Origin of the sequence: Pseudoalteromonas sp. Isolate3 (genome assembly GCF_022398505.1) — a bacterium.
GTDB classification, from domain to species: Bacteria; Pseudomonadota; Gammaproteobacteria; order Enterobacterales; family Alteromonadaceae; genus Pseudoalteromonas; species Pseudoalteromonas apostichopi.
On sequence record NZ_JAKEVN010000201.1, the window covers coordinates 1 to 3,530 of the forward strand.

Consider the following 3,530-nt stretch of genomic DNA (forward strand, 5'->3'; position numbering starts at 1 on the left):
AATTAATCTCTTATTATATTTTTCTCGTTCGCTTATAGCTAGCCTCAAAAGAAAAGTTCACATAATGCTGTAACCTAAATGTTAATTTTTAGTGTACAAAACGCTACATGGTTTTACGTGAATTCCAACTTTTATTCAGTCATAAATTAGCAATGGATTGCTACTTTGTCATTTGCAAAGTCCGATTCTGAGATAACAATTCGAATAATTGAAGGAGATAACAATGAAATTACGCAGCGCGTTTACCAAGCTGTCATGTGCTTCAGCCTTTGCTTTAGGCACGATGATGACACTTTCGCCAGCAGCGAATGCAATGAAATTAAAACAACAAAATTTGCAAGAAATGACAGCTGAGTCACAAAGTATTATTGCTGGTCAGGTGGTAAGTGTAACAGATGGTTTTGATAACAATCGTCCATATACTGAAGTAACTATTAAGGTGTCTTCAGATGCCAAAGGCAAGTTAAAAGGCAACTCTACTTACACATTTCGCCAGTTTGGTTTGATTAAGCCTCGCTCAATGGGCAATGGCAAAGTGTATTTAGGTGCAACACCAGAAGGCTTTTCTAAATGGCGTGAAGGTGAACAAGTGATTGCTTTTATGTATAAACCAGCCTCAATCACAGGTTTTCAAACTACAGTAGGTCTCGCTCAAGGTAAGTTTGTGGTGCGAAATGGAAAGGTAGAAAATCGTTTTGCTAATCATGGTGTTTTTGAAGGGGTGGACACCAGTAAGTTGTCAACTGAACAACAAAACCTTTTAACCACACCTGGTGCGGTTGATGTAGGTGTTTTCATGGATTTAGTGGGTAAATTTTCTGGAGTACAACAATAATGAAATTTTCTAAAATCTCAGCAGCTTTAGTCCTTGCAACTGTTTCAACGGGTGTTTTAGCAGGCGGTCCACTTTATATTCATGAACCGACAATGCAGCCATACAAATGGGACACCTCAAAAGGCAGTATTCCAGTATGGACTGATGGCGGTCAACTTATCAAAGATAAAGATGGTAACGATGTTGAAACCTTCACGGTACTTGAAAAAGGCACTGTATTTAACATTGATGTTACTTTACCTGATGGCACAATAATCCCTGCTAATACAGAGCTTGAACGTGATTATACATTTTTAACAATTGAACAAGCTAATGCGGTAACAGCAAATGCTGTGAAAGAGTGGTCGGATGTAGAGACATCGACTTTTGAGATGTCAGTGCAAGGTACTATTTTTGAGAAAACAGGCATTGCGGATGTAACCGCTGAAAATGTAGACCAAATTTATGGTGTTGAGAACGGTTATGGGTTTTGGGTCAATTACGACACTGATGGCGGCATTTTAGAAAACTATTTTGGTGTGTCCCGCGACTCAGTATTGGGTATTGCATTCCCTGAGTGGGCAGATGAGGAAACTGGTGAGATTATTGAAGCGACAGCTTTAATGAACGGTTGGTATGTAGATATTAATGATACTGATGGCACGCAAGTTGGTGGGGTATTTACCCATGAGTTTGGTCATGCGATCAATATGTCTCACTCGCAGGCTAACGGTCACTTAGTTTATATGTCGGCAAGCTATAGCCCACAATACGATGGTGTACCTGGTTGTACTGGAGTTACTGAATTTACCAGCTCAAGTATGCTTGATTTTTCTGCTATTGAAACAATGTTCCCATTTATTAATGTTCGTTCAAGCGCAGGCTCTAATCAGCACACAATTAATGTAAAAGACGATATTGTTAATATTTCTGACCTTTATCCTACAGAGGAATACAAATCAAAGTTTGGTAGTATTCGAGGAAAGCTTTTTACAAAAGAAGGCGTTGAGTATTCAGGTATTAACTTGATAGCTCGAAACCTTGATAACCCTTATGAAGATGTGATCACTCAACAGTCTGGTAATATGACTCAAGGTCGAATTGGCCCAGATGGCTCATTCACTATTAATGGCTTAACGCCAGGTGCGCGTTATGCACTTTACACTCAAGAGATTAATACTGGGGGTTACCCAACTCAGCAAACAAATATTCTGTCAGAAGCAGAGTATTGGAATGAAGATGAAAGTGCTAATCCAAGTATCGACAATGCGTGTGCCCTAACTGAAATTGTTGTTTCTGCAGGTGAAACTAAACAAGTTGAGATGTTCTTTAACGGTTATCAAGATGGTATTCAGTATACGCCATTGGTTTCAGCGTTTGTGGTGGATCACGCTAAAAATGGTAAAAAGGCACTAGGAACTACATCATCAGGTATTCCATTTTTATATGACAGTGCGACTAAATCGTTTGATACTCTAGTAAGCCCTGATGGTTACGCCTTATTAAGCTCTACAAACACTGCTATGAATAAAACTGCCACTAAAGCAGCTATTACAGCACACTTTAATGATAACGGTATTATGCAAGGTGGAGTATGGGATATTAACTCTGGCCATGTATCAATGCTTGAAGATTTAACTGGTAATAGCTGCACATTATCGAGTCAACAAGGTGATAGCTCGCATAGCATCTGGGATATGGATGATGCAGGTAAACTTGTCGTTGGTAATACACGTTTCCCATATGATGGTACGAACCGCTGTGCAGAAGGTGAAGGCGCTAGATCTGTAGGAATTCCAACCGTATGGGATGTTAAAACAGGCAAAGCGAACTTATTACCAGGTACTAAAATGGTTGATCGCTCCTATAATTCTGGTAAAGAAATCGCTTTAGTGGATGGTGATACAGAGATCCGTCGCACAGCATGGGCCCGTGCTGATCGTATTTCGGGTAATGGGGAAACAATTACAGGCTCAACAAATGGTTTTACTCAAATTGCTTGGGTTAATGGTGAGTTTGTAGATACCTATACTGAGTTTGGTGCAATCGACAATTCAGTTATCTCTGAAAATGGTCGTTATGTTGCCTTTGGTGCTATCGAAAACCGTCGCTCTGCTGGCGTTAAACTATGGGATACCGTATCTAATACAACGCAGAAAATTGGTAGTTTACGTTGGTGTGACAACATTCCTGCGGTAAGTTTTTGGACAAACTATTGTGACTTAGGCTACAGCCATGAAGAATTAGTTGAATTAGGCTTTGGCTTACCTTCAATCATTGTACTTGATGCAAACGACGACTTGTCAGTAATTACTGGCCGCGCTGGTAGTGGATTAGCGGGCGGTTTTGTTGGCGCTATTTACCTTGAAGGTATCGGTTGGATGTCAACAGAGGAATTCTTTGGGAAACAAGGTGTAAGCGAGGCAAAAGGTATCTTAACTGATAACATGTTTGGCTTAAGTGCGAACGGCTCTGAGATTATGGCCGGTGTAGCAGGACTAACATTGTCAATAGAAGTTGATGCTAATAAAGCCTTCGTATGTGATAACGGGCGCGACCGTGAGCTTAGCTTCCCTAAGCAAGTAGTTGAAGCTGTTAAACTTGGTGCTGAGTTTGGTCGCTGCGCGCATTTAGATGACTAATACTTTGTCGTGTTAATAATTAAAGGCCCACTTAGTAACTTAGTAAGTGGGTCTTTAATTTAACTATATTAAAG

At 40.1% G+C, this 3,530-nt stretch carries 2 protein-coding genes; both read left to right on the forward strand.

What is annotated here, in order from left to right; genetic code table 11:
* Positions 1–223: 223 nt before the first annotated feature.
* The gene (locus L1D46_RS20065; protein WP_205987952.1) at positions 224–835 is read left to right on the forward strand and encodes a hypothetical protein; all 612 of its coding nucleotides are present in this window, start codon (positions 224–226) and stop codon (positions 833–835) included.
* Positions 835–3,456 (forward strand): hypothetical protein, encoded by a 2,622-nt coding sequence (locus L1D46_RS20070; protein WP_239978125.1) that lies wholly within the window; start codon positions 835–837, stop codon positions 3,454–3,456. The genes L1D46_RS20065 and L1D46_RS20070 overlap by 1 nt, the downstream gene beginning before the upstream one ends.
* Positions 3,457–3,530: the final 74 nt, after the last annotated feature.

Bases quoted from the DNA above. Each gene is read 5' to 3' on its own strand.
- L1D46_RS20065 (WP_205987952.1), top strand. From the start codon at position 224: ATGAAATTACGCAGCGCGTTTACCAAGCTGTCATGTGCTTCAGCCTTT.
- L1D46_RS20070 (WP_239978125.1), top strand. From the start codon at position 835: ATGAAATTTTCTAAAATCTCAGCAGCTTTAGTCCTTGCAACTGTTTCA.